The organism is Streptomyces griseomycini (assembly GCF_014203535.1).
Taxonomy (GTDB): domain Bacteria; phylum Actinomycetota; class Actinomycetes; order Streptomycetales; family Streptomycetaceae; genus Streptomyces; species Streptomyces griseomycini.
On the sequence record NZ_JACHJI010000012.1, the window covers coordinates 89,510 to 106,116 of the forward strand.

The window sequence follows — 16,607 nt, forward strand, 5'->3', positions numbered from 1 at the left end:
GCCGTACTACACGGCATCCCCGGCGTCAGACCGACCGGGGAGCAGACGCGCCGCACCTGGAGGGTCGTCCGTTGTTCAGCATCACCGTCCGCGATCACATCATGATCGCCCACAGCTTCCGCGGCGAGGTCTTCGGACCGGCCCAGCGCCTGCACGGGGCCACGTTCCTCGTGGACGCCACGTTCCGGCGCGAACAGTTGGACGAGGACAACATCGTGGTCGACATCGGACTGGCCACGCGGGAACTCGGGGCCGTCGTCGGCGAGCTGAACTACCGCAACCTCGACAACGAACCCGACTTCTCGGGGATCAACACCTCCACCGAGTACCTGGCCAAGGTCATCGCCGACCGCCTCGCCGAACGCATCCACAAGGGGGCCCTGGGCGAGGGCGCCCAGGGCATCGCCCAGATCGCCGTCACGCTGCACGAGTCGCACATCGCCTGGGCGAGTTACGAGCGTGCCCTGTGACCGACACGACCATCGACCGGGCCGGGACCGCCCGCCTGGACTACGTTCCCCCGCAGGCGTCCTTCCCGAGGAACGACGGGATCATCCCCATGTCCCTGCGCACGGTGCACTTCGTGATGCCGGGCGGTGTCGACGACCCGGCCACGCCGAGCGGCGGCAACGCCTACGACCGGCGGGTGTGCCTGGACCTGCCCGGCTTCGGCTGGCGGGTCGACCGGCACGTCGTGGCCGGTGACTGGCCCCGGCCGGACGCCGCCGCCCGCACGGCGCTCGCCCGCACCCTGCGCGGACTGCCGGACGGCGCCGTCGTCCTGCTCGACGGGCTGGTCGCCTGCGGGGTCCCCGAGCTCGTCGTCCCCCAGGCGCGGCGGCTGAGGACGGCCGTCCTCGTCCACCTCCCGCTCGGCGACGAGACCGGCCTCGACCCGGCCGTCGCCGCAGACCTGGACGCCCGCGAGCGTGCGGTGCTGCGCGCGGTGCCCGCCGTGATCGCCACCAGCGACTGGGCCGTGCGCCGTCTCGTCTCCCACCACGGCCTCGCCCCCGACCGCGTCCACGTCGCCGCGCCCGGCGCCGACATCGCGCCCCTGGCCCCCGGCACCGACGGCGTCTCACGCCTCCTGTGCGTGGCCGCCGTGACGCCGCGCAAGGGGCAGCACCGGCTCGTGGAGGCGCTGGCGGCGGTGGCCGACCTGCCGTGGAGCTGCGCCCTCGTCGGCGGGCTCACCCAGGACCCCGGCTACGTCGCCCACCTGCGCTCCCGGATCCGCGGGCACGGCCTCGAGGACCGGCTCGAGCTGACCGGGCCGCGGTCCGGTGCCGCACTCGACGCCAGCTACGCCGCCGCCGACCTGATGGTCCTCACGTCGTACGCGGAGACGTACGGCATGGCGGTCACCGAGGCGCTGGCGCGCGGCATCCCGGTGCTGGCCACCGACGTCGGCGGGCTGCCCGAGGCGGTCGGCCGGGCGCCCGACGGCTCGGTGCCCGGCATCCTCGTCCCGCCGGAGGACCCCGCGGCCATCGCCGCCGAGCTGCGCGGCTGGTTCGGCGAGGCCGACGTGCGGCGCCGGCTGAAGGCCGCCGCCCGCGGTCGGCGTGCCGCGCTCGGCGGCTGGGCGAGCACCGCACAGGGCCTGGCGGCGGTACTGCGCCGGCTCCCGGCCGAACCCCGGAGGGCGGCATGACCGAACCGGCGACCACCACGCGCCACGGCGACGCGATCCCGGCCCGGCCCTCCGTCGTCCCCGGCGCCGGCCCCGCGCGCCGCCCCGGGGAACGGACCACCCTGCGCCTGCGCGAGACCGGGGAGGGGCCCGGGGAACCGCCCCGGTACGCGCCCGAGTGGCTGGCGCTGCGCGAGCCCGCCGACGCCGCCGCCCGCTCGCACGACCTGCTCGACCCGTTGCGCATCCGGCTCGCCGACCTGCCGCGACGGGCCGGCGGACTCGTCGTCCACGACATCGGCTGCGGCACCGGCTCGATGGGCCGCTGGCTCGCGCCCCACCTGGACGGCGCCCAGCACTGGGTCCTGCACGACCGCGACCCCTACCTGCTGCACTTCGCCGCCGTCGGCTCCCCGCGCTCCGCCGCCGACGGCAGCCGCGTCACCGTCGAGACCCGGCGCGGCGACGTCGCCCGGCTCACCCCGGAGGCGCTGGCCGGTGCCTCCCTGGTGACGGCGTCCGCGCTGCTCGACGTCCTCACCCGCGAGGAGGTCGGGGCCCTCGCCGCCGCCTGCGCCGGAGCCGGTTGCCCGGCCCTGCTCACGCTGTCCGTCGCCGGACGCGTCGAGCTGACCGCGCCGCACCCGATGGACCGGGAGATCACCGAGGCGTTCAACGCCCACCAGCGCCGGGAGGGCCTGCTCGGCCCGGACGCGGTCGCGGTGGCGGCGGAGGCGTTCGGCGAGCACGGTGCGACGGTACGGCTGAACCCCAGCCCCTGGCGGCTCGGCCCCGGGCAGGCCGCGCTGACCGAGCAGTGGCTGCGGGGCTGGGTCGGCGCGGCGGTCGAGGAGCGGCCCGCACTGGCGGAGCGCGCCGACCGCTACCTGGCCGAGCGCCTGGCGGCCTGCGCGGCGGGGGAGCTGCGGGTCGTCGTCCACCACAGCGACCTGCTCGCCCTGTGCCGGCCGGTGGGCGGAGCCGCATGAGCGCGCGGACGGTCCGGGCGCCCGCGGCGGGGGAGTCCGTGCCGACCGCACGGGCCGGGGCGGCGTCCCGCGGACTCCCCGCCCGCCTCACCACCCGTGCCGTACGCACCCGCCTCGGCGCCCTCGCCGGCGGCGCCCTGCTCGCGGTCCTGCTGTGGCGGCTCGGCACCGGCGCCCTCCTGGACGGGCTGCGCCGCGTCGACGGACCGACACTGCTCGCGGCGCTCGGGATCGGGCTGGTGACCACCGTCTTCAGCGCCTGGCGCTGGGCGCTGGTGGCCCGGGGCCTGCGGATCCGGCTGCCGTTCGGCCCGGCGGTCGCCGACTACTACCGGGCCCTGTTCCTCAACGCGGCGCTGCCCGGAGGCGTCCTCGGCGACGTCCACCGGGCGGTGCGGCACGGGCAGAGCGCCGGTGACCTGGGGCGCGGGGTGCGGGCGGTGGTCCTGGAGCGGACCGCCGGGCAGCTCGCGCTGTTCGCGGCCGGGGCCGTGGTGCTGCTGACCGCGCCGTCCCCGGTACGGGACGAGGTCCGGCACGCCGCCCCGCTCGCCGTCCCGGCCGTGCTGGGGGCCTGCGCCGTCGTCCTCGCCCTGCGCATGAACCGGGCTCCGTCGCGCCGGGGCCGGGCACTGCGCGGGATGCTCGCCGAGGCGCGCGAGGGACTGCTCTCCCGGCGCAACGCACCCGGGGTGCTCGTCTCCTCCGCCGTCGTGCTGGCCGGGTACGTCGCGATGTTCGTGCTCGCCGCCGACGTCGTCGGAGCCGGTGCCTCCGTGACCGAGCTGCTGCCGCTCGCCGTGCTGGCGCTGCTCGCCATGGGGCTGCCGCTGAACGTCGGCGGCTGGGGACCCCGGGAGGGCGTCACCGCCTGGGCGTTCGGTGCGGCCGGGCTCGGTGCCGGCCGGGGGCTGGCCGTCGCGGTGGTCTACGGGGTGCTCAGCCTCGTGGCGAGCCTGCCCGGGGTCGTCGTGCTCGTCGCCCGCTGGTACGCGGGGCTGCGCGCCGGGTCCCGGACCACCACGTCCCCCGGCGCGCGGAAGGACGCCTATCCGCGCCCGTCGCCGTCCGCCGCGCCCGCCGTGCCGGTCGCGTCCGCCGCGTCCGCCGTACCGCCCCCGGAGGTCAGCAGGGAGAAATACGCGCCGAAGGAATCCGCCAGGCTCGCCAGCAGTTCCTTCCCCTTTTCCGCCGAACCCCGTGAAGGTCGGCCGATGACACCGGAATCGGTATAGGCGGACATGCCGAGGGTGAGCAGATGACGCCGGTCGTCCGCGACGGAATCGGAAGTCTCATAACCGGGCCGGAGAAATTCGGGACGAGTGTGCAGAAGGACGGAGGTCTCGATCTCCCCCGCGTGCATGTCGGTGAGCAGCGAGGTGACCACACCGGCCCGCCGCCGCGCCGCCTCCCAGTCCTCCGGGGCCGGGAACAGCGCCATCCGCTCACCGCGCGCGGAGGACTCCTGGACGACGTTGCCGAGCACGTAGTTCCCGCCGTGTCCGTTGACCAGCACCAGGGCGTCCACGCCCGACCGGCGGAGCGAGTCGGCGATGTCCCGTATCACCGCGTGAAGGGTCACGGAGGAGAGGGAGACGGTCCCCGGCCAGGCCGCGTGCTCGTGCGAGCAGGAGATCGTCACCGGAGGAAGGAGGTGCACCGGGTACGCGTCGGCGATCTCCCGCGCGATCGCGCAGGCGACCAGCGTGTCGGTCGCCAGCGGCAGGAACGGACCGTGCTGCTCGAAACTCCCGACGGGAAGAACCGCGACCTGCCGTGAGACTCCGGCGCCCCGCGTCCGTACATCCTCCGTGGTGTCCGCCGGCAACAGACCGTACCCCGGGCCGTATGCCGCCGACCGCTTTTGTGAACCATCCATATCGTCACGGCCTTTCGTCTCTGCTCAGGACTGAGGAACTCGAGAATCATGACAGAAAAAGTAGGCGTACTCGGCAAGAAGTCTCCGCAGCGGACCGGTGTGGAACGCGTCGTGAATGCGCCGCTGCCCACCGTGTACGGGAAATTCCAGGCGATCGGCTACCTGGACCACGACCGCGGTGACGAGCAAGTGGCCCTGGTGTACGGCGACATCGGCACGGACGGTGTCCTCACCCGGCTGCACTCGGAGTGCCTGACGGGCGACGCCTTCGGTTCCCGGCACTGCGAGTGCGGCGACCAGCTGGCGTCGGCGCTGCGCGCGGTCGTCGCCGAAGGGGCGGGCGTGGTCGTCTACTTGAGGGGGCACGAGGGCCGCGGCATCGGCCTGCTCGCCAAGCTGCGCGCGATGGCCCTGCAGGCGGAGGGACTGGACACCGTCGAGGCGAACCTCGCCCTCGGCCTGCCGGTGGACGCCCGCGACTACGCCGTCGCCGCCGGGATGCTCCAGGACCTGGGCGTGCGGTCGGTCCGGCTGATGTCCAACAACCCGCGCAAGCGGGAGGCGCTGGTCCGGCACGGCGTCCAGGTCGCCGAGCAGGTGCCGCTGCTGATCCCGCCCTGCGAGAACAACATCACCTACCTGCGCACCAAGCGGGAACGCCTCGACCACCACCTGCCCCACCTCGACGCGGTGGCGCACTGGTCGTGACCGGCGCCGCGGGCCGCGTCCGCGGTCAGCCGGCCACGGCGTCGTGCACCAGCCGCCTCAGTTCCCGGAACACCGGGTTGGAGGACCGGGGCCGCACCTGCGTGTAGAACTGCACGGTCAGGTCGCGGCCCGGGTCGACCCAGAAGGTGGTGGTGGCCACCCCGCTCCAGCCGTACGTGCCGAGGCCGGCCGGGGCCTGCGTACGGGACGGGTCGACGACGACGGAGACGCCGAGCCCGAAGCCGACGCCGTCGTTGCCGGGGTCGTCGTGTGCGGGGCGGCTGCCGAAGGCGCGCAGGTCGGCGCCGCCGGGGAGGTGGTTGCGGGTCATCAGCTCCACGGTCTCGGGGGCGAGCAGCCGCACGCCGTCGAGCTCGCCGCGCCGGCGCAGCAGTTCCATGAACCGGTGCACGTCGTGCGCGGAGGCCACCATCCCCCCGCTGCCGGACAGGAACCGCGGCCGCCCCCGCAACGGCAGCCCGGCGATGGTCTCGAGGCCTCCGCCCTCCGTCTCCCCGTACAGCTCCGCGAGCCGCCCCGCCTGCTCGTCGGTGACGTGGAACCCGGCGTCCGCCATCCCCAGCGGCCGGAAGACCCGCTCGGCGAGGAAGACGTCCAGCGGCCGCCCGGACACCACCTCGACGATCCGCCCCAGCACGTTGGAGGCCACCGAGTAGTTCCACTGCGTCTCCGGATCGAACTGCAGCGGAAGACGCGCGTACAGGTCGACGGTCTCGGCGAGGCCGGCCCCCGGCACCACCGACGACTCCAGCCCGGCCGCCCGGTACAGCGCGTCGACGGGGTGGGCGTGGTAGAAGCCGAACGTCAGTCCGGCGGTGTGGGTCATCAGGTGCCGGACGAGCAGCGGTCCGGCGGCCGGCCGGGTCCGTACGTCGTCGCCGGACCCGCCCTCGTACACCCGGGGCTCGGCGAAGGCCGGCAGATGGCGTCCGACCGGATCGTCCAGTGCCAGCCGCCCCTCCTCCACCAGCATCAGCGCGCCCACGGACGTCACCGGCTTGGTCATGGAGTAGATCCGCCACAGCGTGTCGCTCTCCACCGGCAGCCCGGCCGCGACGTCCCGCGCCCCGTACGCCGTGAGGTGCGCGACGCGTCCGCCGCGCGCGACGGCCACGAGGAATCCGGGCATCCGCCCCTCGTCGACCCGACGCGCGAAGTGCCGGTCCAGGCGCTCCAGCGCACCGGCGTCCAGCCCGGCCTCCTCCGGACCGACCTCTTGCCGCAGCAGTGCCATCGCTCTCCTCCGCTCCCGCTCGTCGAGGTGAATGCGGACCACCCCACCGGGCGCCGACGGGAACGCCGGCCCCGTGCGGTCCGTTGACCGGGGTATGACCCAGGACGCCACGCAGGACGCACTGCTCGGGCTGCTCGCCGAGGGGAACAGCGGAGTGCTCGTCACGCTGAAGCGTGACGGACGGCCCCAGCTGTCCAACGTCAACCACGCCTACTACCCGGACGAGCGGACCGTGCGCGTCTCGGTGACGGACGACCGTGCCAAGACGCGCAACGTGCGGCGGGACCCGCGGGTCTCGTACCACGTGACCACCGCCGACCGGTGGGCCTACACGGTCGCCGAGGGCACCGCCGAGCTCTCGGCCGTCGCGGCCGACCCGCACGACGAGGCGGTGGAGGAACTCGTCCGGCTGTACCGGGACGTCAACGGCGAGCACCCCGACTGGGACGACTACCGCGCCGCGATGGTCCGCGACCGGCGGCTGGTGCTGCGGCTGCGGGTGGAGCGGGTGTACGGGATCCCGCGGGGCGACGGGGGGTAGGCCCCCCGTCGGACGGCCGGCGCCCGCGCCCTTCACGGCCGGGTGTTCCACTCCGCGATCACCGGCCTGCCGTGCTCCAGCGACAGCCGGTTCAGCGTGCCCGTCTCCAGGCGGAACAGGCGCCCTTCGGCAGGGGACAGCCCCAGCCTGCGGGCCGTCAGCACGCGGAGCAGGTGGCCGTGCGCCACCAGCATCACGTCGCCCTCGTCGAGCGCCCCGGCCACCCGGGCCAGCACCCGGTCGGCGCGCTCGCCCACCTGCTCGGGAGACTCGCCGGGGAGGCCCGGGCCGGGCGGCACGCCGTCGGTCCACAGGTCCCAGCCGGGCCGGGTGCGGTGGATGTCCGCGGTGGTGACCCCCTCGTAGCCGCCGTAGTCCCATTCCCGCAGGTCCGCATCCGGTACGGCCCCGGTCAGGCCGGCGAGCCCGGCGGTGCGCCGGGCTCGGACCAGCGGGCTGGTGAGGACCAGTGCGAAGGTCCGGCCCGCCAGGAGCGGGACCAGGGACCTGGCCTGTTCCTCGCCGTGCCGGGTGAGCGGCAGATCGGTCCGGCCGGTGTGCCGGCCCGCTCTGCTCCACTCGGTCTCGCCGTGCCGGGCCAGCAGCAGGTCCCCCACCGCCGTTACGCCTTCTTCGCCGACTCGACGGCGTGGCCGCCGAACTGGTTGCGCAGCGCCGCGATCATCTTCATCTGCGGCGAGTCCTCCTGGCGGGAGGCGAACCGCGCGAAGAGGGACGCGGTGATCGCAGGCAGCGGCACGGCGTGGTCGATGGCGGCCTCCACGGTCCAGCGCCCCTCGCCCGAGTCCTCGGCGTAGCCGCGCAGCCGGTCCAGGTGCTCGTCCTCGTCGAGGGCGTTCACCGCGAGGTCGAGCAGCCAGGAGCGGATGACGGTGCCCTCCTGCCAGGAGCGGAACACCTCCCGGACGTTGTCCACCGAGTCGACCTTCTCCAGCAGCTCCCAGCCCTCGGCGTAGGCCTGCATCATGGCGTACTCGATGCCGTTGTGGACCATCTTCGCGAAGTGCCCGGCGCCGACCCTGCCCGCGTGGACGAAACCGTACGGGCCCTCCGGTTTGAGCGCGTCGAAGACCGGCTGCAGCCGGTCCACGTGCTCCTTGTCCCCGCCGACCATGAGGGCGTAGCCGTTCTGCAGACCCCACACGCCGCCCGAGACGCCCGCGTCGACGAAGCCGATGCCCCGGGCGCCCAGCTCCTTGGCGTGCTTCTCGTCGTCCGTCCAGCGGGAGTTGCCGCCGTCGACGACGGTGTCGCCGGGCCTGAGCAGACTCGCCAGCTGGTCGATGACCTGCTGGGTGGGGTCCCCGGCCGGGACCATCACCCAGACCGCGCGCGGCCTGTCGAGCCGTTCGACGAGGTCGGACAGGTGGCCGACGTCGGAGAGTTCGGGGTTGGTGTCGTACCCGACGACGGTGTGACCGGCGTTGCGCAGACGCTCGCGCATGTTGCCGCCCATCCTGCCGAGACCCACAAGACCGATCTGCATGTCAGCTCACTTCCTGAATTCGCGGTAGGCGGCCACCAGTGCGGCCGTGGACGGGTCGAGGCCGGGTACCCGGGCGCCCTCGGCGAGGGCGGGCTCGACGCGCTTGGCGAGCACCTTGCCCAGCTCCACGCCCCACTGGTCGAAGGAGTCGATGTTCCAGATCGCGCCCTGGACGAACACCTTGTGCTCGTAGAGGGCGACGAGCTGGCCGAGCACGGACGGCGTCAGCTCGCGCGCGAGGATCGTGGTCGTGGGGTGGTTCCCCCGGAAGGTGCGGTGCGGCACCTGTTCCTCGGGCACGCCCTCCGCCCGTACCTCCTCGGCGGTCTTGCCGAAGGCGAGGGCCTGTCCCTGCGCGAGCAGGTTGGCCATCAGCAGGTCGTGCTGGGCCTTCAGTTCGTCGCTCAGCTCGTCGACCGGGCGGGCGAAGCCGATCAGGTCGGCCGGGATCAGCTTGGTGCCCTGGTGGATCAACTGGTAGTAGGCGTGCTGCCCGTTGGTGCCGGGAGTGCCCCACACCACGGGCCCCGTCTGCCACCCGACCGGGCGTCCCTCGCGGTCCACCGACTTGCCGTTGGACTCCATGTCGAGCTGCTGGAGGTAGGCGGTGAACTTCGACAGGTAGTGCGAGTACGGCAGCACCGCGTGCGACTGCGCGCCGAGGAAGTTGTTGTACCAGACGCCCAGCAGGCCCAGGATCAGTGGTGCGTTGGCCTCGGCGGGGGCGTTGACGAAGTGCTCGTCGACGATCCGGAACCCGTCGAGCATCTCCCGGAATCGGTCCGGGCCGATGGCGATCATCAACGACAGGCCGATCGCCGAGTCGTAGGAGTAACGCCCGCCGACCCAGTCCCAGAACTCGAACATGTTCGCCGTGTCGATGCCGAACCCGGCGACCTCCTCGGCGTTCGTCGACAGCGCGACGAAGTGCTTCGCGACCGCCTTCTCGTCCCCGAGGGCGTTCAGCAGCCAGGTACGGGCCGAGGTGGCGTTGGTGACCGTCTCGACGGTGGTGAACGTCTTGGACGCGACGATGAACAGAGTCTCGGCCGGGTCCAGGTCACGGGTGGCCTCGTGCAGGTCGGCGCCGTCCACGTTGGACACGAAGCGGAAGGTCAGCGAGCGGTCGGTGTAGGCGCGCAGCGCCTCGTACGCCATCGCCGGGCCCAGGTCGGAGCCGCCGATGCCGATGTTGACGACGTTGCGGATCCGCTTGCCGGTGTGGCCGGTCCACTCGCCGGAGCGGACCCGGTCGGCGAAGTCGGCCATCCTGTCGAGCACGGCGTGCACGCCCGGGACGACGTTCTCGCCGTCGACCTCGATCACCGCGTCCCGGGGCGCGCGCAGCGCGGTGTGCAGGACGGCCCGGTCCTCGGTGGTGTTGATCCTCTCGCCGCGGAACATGGCGTCGCGCAGCCCGAACACGTCGGTGGCCCCGGCCAGTTCGCGCAGCAGTCGGAGCGTCTCGTCGGTGACCAGGTGCTTGGAGTAGTCGATGCGCAGATCACCCACGCGCACCACGTACCGCTCCGCGCGGGAGGGGTCGGCGGCGAACAGCTCGCGCAGGTCGGTCCGCGGCAGCGTGTCCGCGCGGTGGTTCTCCAGGGCGGCCCACTGGGGGCGCCGGGGCGGCTCGGGGACGTCAGGCATGGGCGGGGACCTCCTCGGTGGCCTCTCCTCGCAGGGCGACGGCGTACATCTCGTCCGCGTCGAGGCGCCTGAGCTCCTCGGCGATGAGTTCGGAGGTGGCGCGGACCTTCAGCGCCATCCGGCGCGGCGGCTGGCCCGGCAGGGACAGCGTGGCCAGCGGGCCCTCGGGGCGGTCGATGACGAGCTCGCCGTCCGCGGTGACGAGACGGACCGCCGTGACGAGCGGCCCGTCGGTCACCACCCGGTCGACGGTGACCCGCAGCCGCGCCTCGAGCCAGCGCGCCAGCAGCTCCGCGGCCGGATTGCCGGCCTCTGCCTCCACGGCCGCCGAGGTCACCGTCACCGGGGCCTGGTCCAGGGCCGCCGCCAGCAGGGAGCGCCACGGCGTCAGCCGGGTCCAGGCGAGGTCGGTGTCGCCCGGCGCGTAGGAGCGCATCCGTGCCTCGAGGACCTCCGAGGGGTTCTCGACCGCGTACAGGTCGGTGATCCGGCGCTGGGCCAGCGCGCCCAGCGGGTCCTTCGCCGGGTTCTCGGGCGCGTCCGTCGGCCACCACACCACCACCGGCGCGTCCGGCAGCAGCAGGGGCAGCACCACCGAGTCGGCGTGCTCGGAGACCTCGCCGTAGGTCCGCAGCACCACCGTCTCGCCGGTGCCCGCCTCCGAGCCGACGCGGACCTCCGCGTCCAGCCGGGGGTGGGTGCGCTCGCGCGGGGTGCGGGCGTGCCGCTTGATGACGACCAGGGTGCGCGCGGGGTGCTCGTGCGAGGCCTCCTCGGCCGCCTTGATCGAGTCGTAGGCGTTCTCCTCGTCCGTGACGATCACCATCGTCAGGACCATGCCCACGGCCGGGGTGCCGATGGCGCGGCGGCCCTGCACCAGCGCCTTGTTGATCTTGCTTGCCGTGGTGTCGGTCAGATCGATCTTCATGGCCTGCGCCAGCTCCGTCCGTCTCGTGCGAGCATCTCGTCGGCTTCCGCGGGGCCCCAGCTGCCCGAGGCGTACCGTGCCGGCCTGCCGTGCGACGCCCAGTACTCCTCGATCGGATCGAGGATCCTCCAGGACTCTTCCACCTCCTGGTGGCGGGGGAACAGGTTGGCGTCCCCCAGGAGGACGTCGAGGATCAGCCGTTCGTACGCCTCCGGGCTGGACTCGGTGAACGACTCGCCGTAGGCGAAGTCCATCGTCACGTCCCGGATCTCCATCGACGTGCCCGGCACCTTGGAGCCGAACCGCACCGTCATCCCCTCGTCCGGCTGGACGCGGATCACGATGGCGTTGGAACCCAGTTCCTCGGTGGCGGTGGAGTCGAAGGGGGAGTGCGGCGCCCGCTGGAAGACCACCGCGATCTCGGTGACCCGCCGGCCCAGCCGCTTGCCGGTGCGCAGGTAGAAGGGGACGCCCGCCCAGCGGCGGTTGTCGATGCCCAGCTTGATCGCCGCGTAGGTGTCGGTCCTCGACGAGGGGTCGATGCCTTCCTCCTCCAGGTAGCCGCGCACCTTCGCGCCGCCCTGCCAGGCGCCCGCGTACTGCCCGCGCACGGTGTGCCGGCCCAGGTCCTTCGGCAGCCGCACCGCCCGGAGCACCTTCAGCTTCTCCGTGAGCAGCGCGTCCGCGTCGAAGGAGGCGGGCTCCTCCATCGCGGTCAGCGCGAGCAGCTGCAGGAGGTGGTTCTGGATGACGTCGCGGGCGGCGCCGATGCCGTCGTAGTAGCCGGCCCGGCCGCCGATGCCGATGTCCTCGGCCATGGTGATCTGCACGTGGTCGACGAAGGACCGGTTCCAGACCGGTTCGAACATCTGGTTGGCGAAGCGCAGCGCCAGGATGTTCTGGACGGTCTCCTTGCCCAGGTAGTGGTCGATCCGGAAGACCTGGTCCGGGTCGAACACCTCGTGGACGATCGCGTTCAGCTCCTCGGCCGACCTCAGGTCGTGCCCGAACGGCTTCTCGATCACCGCACGGCGCCATGCTCCCTCGGGGGCGTCGGCCAGCCCGTGCCTCTTCAGCTGCTGCACGACCTTCGGGAAGAACCTCGGCGGCACGGAGAGGTAGAAGGCGTAGTTGCCGCTGGTGCCCCGGGAAGCGTCCAACTCGTCGATGGAGGCCCGGAGTTGCTTGAAGGCGGAGTCGTCGTCGAAGTCGCCCGGGATGAACCGCATCCCCTCGGCGAGCTGCTGCCAGACCTCCTCACGGAAGGGGGTGCGGGCGTGCTCCTCGACCGCGTCGTGGACCACCTGGGCGAAGTCCTGGTTCTCCCACTCGCGGCGGGCGAAGCCGACCAGCGAGAAGCCCGGCGGCAGCAGCCCCCGGTTGGCGAGGTCGTACACGGCCGGCATCAGCTTCCTGCGGGACAGGTCACCGGTCACCCCGAAGATGACGAGCCCGGAAGGGCCCGCGATCCGGGGCAGACGGCGGTCGCGGGGGTCGCGCAGGGGGTTGGCCCAGCCGGCCGCGGGGGCGCGGAGGGCCCTGTCGCTCCGGGGCGCTTCCCGTTCCTCGGTCACCGCGGCGCCCGCCCGCGGTCCGGTCGTCTCGTCGGTCATTCCGCGTCAACTCCCATGCTGGTGGTCACGGCGCCGGGCGCGGCCGGCGCCTCCACGTACCGGGTGTCCCTGTGTGCCGGGTTCAGCCGTTCGCCGATCTCGCTGCCGGCGGGGGAGACGAGGGAGGAGCGGCGGCGGACCGCTGCCGGACCGGGCCCGGCCTTCGGCACCGGGGGCCTGATCATCGCGCCGGGGCAACCCGCCGACCGGGCCGACACACCCTCGCCGGACGGTCGCTCCGGTGCTCCCGCGCTCGTGATCGCTTCGGTCACTGTGATCATCTTCTCTCTCGCGGTCACCTCAACCGCGCGCGGAGGCGGGGAATTCCTCCGCGCGGTGCGCGACGGAGACGATGCGTCCCCGCGTCACCTGTGAACCGGTACCACGTCGCTCCCCCTCCGGCTTCGACCGCAACGCGGACCTGCCCGGCCGGCGACGGCACCCCGCACGCCGGTACACCCCGACGGGTGAGCGCCGGGCCGCGCGGGCCGGACGGACGATCACGGCGGGCCCGCCGGGCGGGCCCGTGTCCTCGGCGCCGGCGCGCACGACACCCCGGCGGGCCCGGTCGTCTCCGCCTCCCGCGCGGCGACGAGTACCGCGGAACCGCGCCGGCCATGCCGTCCGCCCCCGTCGGTCTCTCCCCCCGGACACGCGGAGGGGCGCCGCCCCCGGACGCACGAAAGGGGCCCCACGCGCGCGTGGGGCCCCTTTCGTGCGTCCGGGGAGGGCCGGTGGGGGGGGGCTCAGTGGCCGAAGGTGAACCAGTTGACGTTCACGAAGTCCGACGGCTGACCGCTGGTGAAGGTCAGGTAGACGTCGTGCGTGCCCGTGACGGAGCCGATGTTCGCCGGGACCGTCCGCCACGACTGCCAGCCGCCCGTGTTGCCCACCGCGAAACTGCCGACGGGCGCGTTGCTCCGGCTGTCCAGGCGCACCTCGACCAGGCCGCTGACACCGGACGCCGCGCCGCTCGCCACCCGCGCGGAGAACTGCCGGGCCGGGGTGGAGCCGAAGTCGACGCCCCTGAAGTGCAGCCAGTCGCCGTTGGCCAGCGCGCCCACGTTCCGGCCGCCGCCCGTGTCCGAGGTCGTCTCCGTCATCACGCCGGACTGGCCGTCGTAGGACTCGGCCTGGATGGTGCCGTAGGCGTCGCGGTCGCCGGTCGGCGGCTCGGTGGTGCCGCCACCGGAGGTCAGCACCTGGACGTAGTCGACCAGCATCGAGTGGCCGGGCCGGGTGCCGGCGTCCGGCCCGCCGCCGAAGGCGTCGGGGAAACCACCGCCCATCGCCACGTTGAGGATGACGAAGAAGCCGTGGTCCGTGGCGTTCGACCAGGTCGTCGCGTCGACCTGGTTCTCCCGGACGGTGTGGAAGTTGTTGCCGTCCAGGTAGAAGCGGATCTCCTCCACGCTCGTGGAGCGGTCCCACTCCATCCGGTACGTGTGGAAGCCGGCCTGGCACGTCGTGCCCTGGCAGGTGGTCGAACCGCCGATGCCGCTGGTCTCGTTGCAGGGGCCGCCCGGTGAGGTGCCGCAGTGCATGGTGGCGAACACGGTGTTCATGCCCTGCGTGTTCTCCATGATGTCCAGCTCGCCGACCGCGGGCCAGTTCCAGTAGTTGCCCCGGTAGGGCGCGCCCAGCATCCAGAACGCAGGCCAGTAGCCCTTGGCGGCGGCGCCGGTGACGTTCGGCACCTGGATGCGGCCCTCGACGCGCAGCTTGCCGCCCGCCGGGGGCTGGAAGTCGGTGCGGTTGGTCTCGATGCGGCCGGAGGTCCAGTTGCCGGAGGCGTCGCGCCGCGGGGTGATGCGGAGGTTGCCGCTGCCGTCGAGGGAGACGTTGTCCGTGCTGGACGTCATCGTCTCGATCTCGCCGGTACCCCAGTTGGCGGGGCCGCCCGGGTAGCCCTTGCCGGTCGCGTACCGCCAGTGGGAGGTGTTGACGCCGCTGCCCGCGGGGCCCTCGAAGTCGTCGAGGAAGACCTGGTTCCAGCCCGACGGGGGAGGCGGCGCGGAAGCGCTCGCGGACGGGGCGGCGGTCGCGGCGGTCACCGCGAGACCGAGCGTGCTCACGACGGCGAGGAGCGCCCGCCTCAGGGGCCGGGGTCTGCGGGGGGTGCGGGGCATGCCGGAGGTGTCACTCATGTGGGGGTGCCTCTCGGGTGCGGGGGTCGGTGCGGGGAGTGCGCCGAAAGCGCCGGTCCGACTTTCTGAGAGCGCTCTCAGAGTGTCGCCAATGTGCTCCGCGGCCCTTGCGCCGTCAAGAGGTGTGACCGAGGAACTCCTCGCGGGCAGAGGGAGTTCACCTCATGGATGACGCGAATGGGTGCAAGCGCGCCGCCGGACGCCGTGCGCGGGGTCGGAGGAGGACCCGGTCGCGGCGCACGGTGCTCCGTCCGGCCGCGGAAGGGGACAGCGCCCGGGTCCCGCTCGGCGCCCCCGGAACCCCGGCGGCCGGCCTCGCCGGATCGGGGGCGCCGCCCCTGTCCGGGAAGACCCGCTGCTCGGAAGGACCCGCTGCGGGGAGACCGCGGACGGCACCAGGGCGGCGAGCGCCGCGTCGAGGGCGTACGGGGTCACCGAGGTGAGGGGGCCGCTCGGTCCGAGTCCCGGACCGGCTCGTCCGGTCGCCGGCCCAGTGCCCTCGAGATGCCGCGGGCCGCGAGCCGCAGGGCCGGCGTCAGGGCCGGGACCCGGTCGTCGTCCCGGGGGACGACGACCGACACGGCGGCGGTCACCGTGCCGTCCGGTCCGCGCACCGGGGCCGCCACCGACAGCGCGTCCGGCGTGATCTGCCGGTCGCTCACCGCGACCCCCGAGCGCCGCACCTCGGCCAGCATCCGCCGCAGCAGGGCCGGCTCGGTGACCGTGTACGGGGTGAAGGAGGCGAGCGGACCCGCGCAGTACTCCTCCTGGAACCCGGGGCGGCAGTGCGCGAGCAGGGCGAGACCGACCCCGGTGGCGTGCAGCGGCCAGCGGGCGCCGACCCGGATGTGCACGCCGACCGCCGAGCGTCCCGACAGCCACTCGGTGTAGACGACCTCGTTCCCGTCGCGCACCGCCAGCTGCACGTTCTCGTGCGTCGCCTCGTAGAGGTCCTCCAGGTACGGCAGCGCGACCTGCCGCAGCCCGAGCGCCCGCGGGGCCAGCGCGGCGAGTTCCCACAGCCTCAGCCCGACGTGGTACAGCCCCGCCTCGTCCCGCTCCAGCGCGCCCCAGCGGGCGAGGGCGCCCACGAGCCGGTGCGCGGTCGTCAGACTGAGCCCGGCCCGGCGGCTGATGTCCGTCAGGGTCAGCGCCGGGTGCCCGTGGTCGAAGGCGGCGAGCACGGACAGCAGACGGTCGGGCGCGGAACGGGCGGTCATGGCCGGCTGTCTCCCGGTGCGTCGGGTCGGCAGGGGGCGGTCGCGCGGCCACCGTAGCGCCCGGCCGGCCGGCCCGCGCCCCATCGGTCCGCGCGGACGGTCGCCGTCGGCACGCACGCGCCTGGCGGGGGCACGACGTGCGCACCGCTCCGCGGCCGGCGAGCGGGGTGCCGGGCGGGGCGGCGGTGCCGCGCGTGCGGAGGCGGCCGGGCTGCGGCGGTGCGTCGCTGCCGCGTGCGCCGAAGCCCCCGGCGCCGTCGCCACCGGGTGACCGCGCGCCGCCGGGCCGCCGGGCTGCCGGGCTGCCGGGCCGCTGGATCGCCGGGCCGCCGGATGGCCGGATCGCCGGGCTGCCGGATCGCCGGGCCGTCGGATCGCCGGGCCGCCGGATGGCCGGGCGGCCGGATGGCCGGCCCGTCGCCGCCGCACCGCCCGGCCTGGCCCGCCCGCCGGCGCCGGGCGCGAACCGGGTCCGGCCGGCCCGCGCCGGGTGACCGTGCGCCGGGGCGAGCCGGTGCGGCGGTCGCCGCGAGT

General features: G+C 74.0%; 15 protein-coding genes and 1 pseudogene. 6 read left to right on the top strand and 10 right to left on the bottom strand.

Features of this window, described 5'->3' with window-relative positions; all coding sequences use genetic code 11:
- Positions 1 to 71 precede the first annotated feature (71 nt).
- From FHS37_RS28865 to FHS37_RS39970, 4 genes and pseudogenes are all read left to right on the top strand, one after another.
- Positions 72 to 470, top strand: a complete 399-nt coding sequence (locus FHS37_RS28865) for a 6-pyruvoyl trahydropterin synthase family protein (RefSeq protein ID WP_184826534.1) — start codon at positions 72 to 74, stop codon at positions 468 to 470.
- Entirely contained in the window at positions 467 to 1,657 is a 1,191-nt protein-coding gene (locus FHS37_RS28870; protein ID WP_184826535.1) for a glycosyltransferase family 4 protein, read from the top strand. The genes FHS37_RS28865 and FHS37_RS28870 overlap by 4 nt, the downstream gene beginning before the upstream one ends.
- Positions 1,654 to 2,625, top strand: a complete 972-nt coding sequence (locus FHS37_RS28875; RefSeq protein WP_184826536.1) for a class I SAM-dependent methyltransferase — start codon at positions 1,654 to 1,656, stop codon at positions 2,623 to 2,625. The genes FHS37_RS28870 and FHS37_RS28875 overlap by 4 nt, the downstream gene beginning before the upstream one ends.
- Positions 2,622 to 3,527, top strand: a pseudogene (locus FHS37_RS39970) (lysylphosphatidylglycerol synthase transmembrane domain-containing protein); the annotation flags it as partial. The gene FHS37_RS28875 and the pseudogene FHS37_RS39970, both read left to right, overlap by 4 nt.
- Before the next feature lie 146 nt (positions 3,528 to 3,673).
- Here FHS37_RS39970 and FHS37_RS28880 read toward each other — a convergent pair.
- Complete coding sequence (locus FHS37_RS28880; protein ID WP_184826537.1) at positions 3,674 to 4,504, bottom strand: creatininase family protein; 831 nt, start codon at positions 4,502 to 4,504, stop codon at positions 3,674 to 3,676.
- A 48-nt stretch (positions 4,505 to 4,552) separates the two neighbouring features.
- Here FHS37_RS28880 and ribA point away from each other — a divergent pair, with 48 nt between their 5' ends.
- Positions 4,553 to 5,212, top strand: a complete 660-nt coding sequence (ribA, locus tag FHS37_RS28885) for a GTP cyclohydrolase II (RefSeq protein ID WP_184826538.1) — start codon at positions 4,553 to 4,555, stop codon at positions 5,210 to 5,212.
- Positions 5,213 to 5,237: 25 nt separating this feature from the next.
- Here the strand turns inward: ribA and FHS37_RS28890 are convergent, their stop codons facing one another.
- Positions 5,238 to 6,467 carry a serine hydrolase domain-containing protein gene (locus FHS37_RS28890; RefSeq protein WP_184826539.1) on the bottom strand — a complete coding sequence of 410 codons (1,230 nt, stop codon included), beginning with the start codon at positions 6,465 to 6,467 and terminating at the stop codon, positions 5,238 to 5,240.
- Between the two features lie 94 nt (positions 6,468 to 6,561).
- Between FHS37_RS28890 and FHS37_RS28895 the strand changes: the two genes are divergently transcribed.
- Positions 6,562 to 7,008, top strand: a complete 447-nt coding sequence (locus tag FHS37_RS28895) for a PPOX class F420-dependent oxidoreductase (protein ID WP_184826540.1) — start codon at positions 6,562 to 6,564, stop codon at positions 7,006 to 7,008.
- Positions 7,009 to 7,040: 32 nt separating this feature from the next.
- Here FHS37_RS28895 and FHS37_RS28900 read toward each other — a convergent pair whose 3' ends face one another.
- The 8 genes from FHS37_RS28900 to FHS37_RS28935 all read right to left on the bottom strand — a co-directional run bounded on the left by FHS37_RS28900 (position 7,041) and on the right by FHS37_RS28935 (position 16,073).
- The gene (locus FHS37_RS28900) at positions 7,041 to 7,625 is read right to left on the bottom strand and encodes a histidine phosphatase family protein (protein ID WP_184826541.1); all 585 of its coding nucleotides are present in this window, start codon (positions 7,623 to 7,625) and stop codon (positions 7,041 to 7,043) included.
- Positions 7,626 to 7,630: 5 nt separating this feature from the next.
- Positions 7,631 to 8,515, bottom strand: a complete 885-nt coding sequence (gene gnd, locus FHS37_RS28905) for a phosphogluconate dehydrogenase (NAD(+)-dependent, decarboxylating) (protein ID WP_184826543.1) — start codon at positions 8,513 to 8,515, stop codon at positions 7,631 to 7,633.
- A gap of 6 nt (positions 8,516 to 8,521) precedes the next feature.
- The gene (pgi, locus tag FHS37_RS28910; protein ID WP_184826545.1) at positions 8,522 to 10,165 is read right to left on the bottom strand and encodes a glucose-6-phosphate isomerase; all 1,644 of its coding nucleotides are present in this window, start codon (positions 10,163 to 10,165) and stop codon (positions 8,522 to 8,524) included.
- Positions 10,158 to 11,093 carry a glucose-6-phosphate dehydrogenase assembly protein OpcA gene (gene opcA / locus FHS37_RS28915; RefSeq protein WP_184826547.1) on the bottom strand — a complete coding sequence of 312 codons (936 nt, stop codon included), beginning with the start codon at positions 11,091 to 11,093 and terminating at the stop codon, positions 10,158 to 10,160. The genes pgi and opcA overlap by 8 nt, the downstream gene beginning before the upstream one ends.
- Positions 11,090 to 12,706 carry a glucose-6-phosphate dehydrogenase gene (zwf, locus tag FHS37_RS28920; RefSeq protein WP_184826549.1) on the bottom strand — a complete coding sequence of 539 codons (1,617 nt, stop codon included), beginning with the start codon at positions 12,704 to 12,706 and terminating at the stop codon, positions 11,090 to 11,092. The genes opcA and zwf overlap by 4 nt, the downstream gene beginning before the upstream one ends.
- Positions 12,703 to 12,978 (bottom strand): hypothetical protein, encoded by a 276-nt coding sequence (locus tag FHS37_RS28925; RefSeq protein ID WP_184826551.1) that lies wholly within the window; start codon positions 12,976 to 12,978, stop codon positions 12,703 to 12,705. Before FHS37_RS28925 ends, zwf begins: the two co-directional genes overlap by 4 nt.
- A gap of 474 nt (positions 12,979 to 13,452) precedes the next feature.
- Positions 13,453 to 14,853, bottom strand: coding sequence for a glycoside hydrolase family 16 protein (locus tag FHS37_RS28930; protein WP_184826553.1), 1,401 nt, complete (start codon positions 14,851 to 14,853; stop codon positions 13,453 to 13,455).
- Positions 14,854 to 15,284: 431 nt separating this feature from the next.
- Complete coding sequence (locus FHS37_RS28935) at positions 15,285 to 16,073, bottom strand: IclR family transcriptional regulator (RefSeq protein ID WP_184826555.1); 789 nt, start codon at positions 16,071 to 16,073, stop codon at positions 15,285 to 15,287.
- Between the last annotated feature and the right edge of the window lie 534 nt (positions 16,074 to 16,607).